Source organism: Inquilinus sp., from assembly GCF_057815775.1.
Genome location: NZ_JBYRFX010000385.1, coordinates 1 through 1,924, shown reverse-complemented (window position 1 = coordinate 1,924; position 1,924 = coordinate 1). Strand labels below are relative to the sequence as shown.

Here is a 1,924-nt window from a genome sequence, read left to right as displayed (position 1 = left end):
CGGCTGCGGCGCGGCGGGCCGTGGCATCGACGGTCCGGCCCGGCTATGGTCCGGGCGTCGTCGCGGGGACGCAGGAGAGAGACAGAGTGGCCTTCGACAATGACGCCGATGTCGAGTTGATCGACCGCCGGACCGAATATGCCGGCTTCTTCCGGCTGGACCGGCTACAGCTGCGCCATCGCCGCTTCGACGGCAGCTGGACCGACCCGATGGTGCGGGAGCTGGTGCTGCGCCGTCCGGCCGTCGCCCTGCTGCCCTACGACCCGGTGACGGACCGGGTGGTGCTGCTGGAACAGTTCCGGCTGGGCGCCTGGATCGCCGGCCGGCCGGGCTGGATGATTGAGATCCCCGCCGGGCTGATCGATGCCGGCGAGGCGAAGGACGATTCGGCGATGCGCGAGACCCGGGAAGAGACCGGCCTGGCGGTGGCGGAGTTGCTGCCGGTCGGCGAATTCGCCACCAGCCCCGGCGGCTTCGACGAATGGGTCACCCTGTTCTGCGGCCGGATCAGCGCCCCGTCCGAGACCAGCCTGCACGGCCTGGCGTCGGAGCAGGAGGACATCCGCGTCCTGCCGATGCCGGCGACTGAGGCCCTGGCGCTGCTGTCGGCGGGCCGGATCCAGAACGCCATCACCCTGATCGCGCTGCAATGGTTCGCCCTGAACCGCGACTCGCTGCGCCGGCGCTGGGCATCGCTTGATGCCTCCGGCAGCGCCGCATAAGGTCCGGGGGAACGCCGCGATCCCGTGAGTTGAGGCCGAGCATGACCGAGACTGCATCCCGCCAGAGTGTCGCCCCCCGGATTGTCGAGGGCCTCGTCGGCGCCATCGGCAATACGCCGCTGATCCGCCTCCGCCGCCTGTCGGAGGAGACCGGCTGCGAGATCCTGGGCAAGGCGGAGTTCCTCAATCCCGGCGGCTCGGTGAAGGACCGCGCGGCACTGGCGATCATCCGCGACGCCGAGGCCCGCGGCACGCTGAAGCCCGGCGGCACCATCGTCGAGGGCACGGCCGGCAACACCGGCATCGGCCTGGCCCTGGTCGGCCGCGCCCTAGGCTATCGCAGCGTGATCGTGCTGCCGCGCACGCAGAGCCAGGAGAAGAAGGACGCCATCCGCCTGGCCGGCGCCCGACTGGTCGAGGTCGACGCCCTGCCCTACAAGGACCCCGGCAACTACGTCCATTATTCCGAACGCCTGGCCGCCGAGCTGGCGCAGACCGAACCGAACGGCGCCGTATGGGCCAACCAGTTCGACAACGTGGCCAACCGCGACGGCCATTACCGCACCACCGGGCCGGAGATCTGGGACCAGACCGGCGGCCGGATCGACGGCTTCACCTGCGCCGTCGGCACCGGCGGCACCCTGGCCGGCATCGCCCTGGCGCTGAAGGAGCGCGACCCGAAAGTGCAGATCGCGCTGACCGACCCGCTGGGGGCGTCGCTGTACAACTGGTACGAACATGGCGAGCTGAAGGCCGAGGGCAGTTCGATCACCGAAGGCATCGGCCAGGGCCGGGTGACGAAGAATCTCGAGGGCATGCCGCTCGACTGGGCGCAGCAGGCGACCGACGAGGAGGCCCTGGCCATCCTGTTCGGCCTGGCCAAGGACGAAGGGCTGCTGCTCGGTGGCTCGACCGGCATCAACCTGGCCGGCGCGGTCAAGATGGCGCAGCGCCTGGGGCCCGGCCACACCATCGTCACCATCCTGGCCGACCACGGCAGCCGGTATCAGTCCAAGCTCTACAATCCGGAATTCCTGCGCGAGAAGGGATTGCCGGAGCCCGATTGGCTGGAGGCCAGCACATGACCGAGATCCTGTTCCGCGACGATGCCTATGCCCGCACGGTGACGGCCACGGTGGTTTCCGCGACGCCGGACGGCATCGTCCTGGACCGGACCATCTTCTACGCGACCGGCGGCGGCC

The 1,924-nt window shown here is 70.0% G+C and carries 2 protein-coding genes; both read left to right on the top strand.

The window, feature by feature from the left end:
• A partial coding sequence (locus tag AC3XYG_RS13925; protein ID WP_489140437.1) for an NUDIX domain-containing protein occupies nucleotides 1-722 on the top strand: 722 nt, incomplete at its 5' end.
• Between the two features lie 41 nt (nucleotides 723-763).
• Nucleotides 764-1,807, top strand: a complete 1,044-nt coding sequence (locus AC3XYG_RS13920; RefSeq protein ID WP_489140436.1) for a cysteine synthase A — start codon at nucleotides 764-766, stop codon at nucleotides 1,805-1,807.
• Nucleotides 1,808-1,924 lie beyond the last annotated feature (117 nt).

What these genes read in the sequence shown, in the direction of transcription:
- AC3XYG_RS13920 (WP_489140436.1), top strand. Translation starts at nt 764, where the DNA reads ATGACCGAGACTGCATCCCGCCAGAGTGTCGCCCCCCGGATTGTCGAG.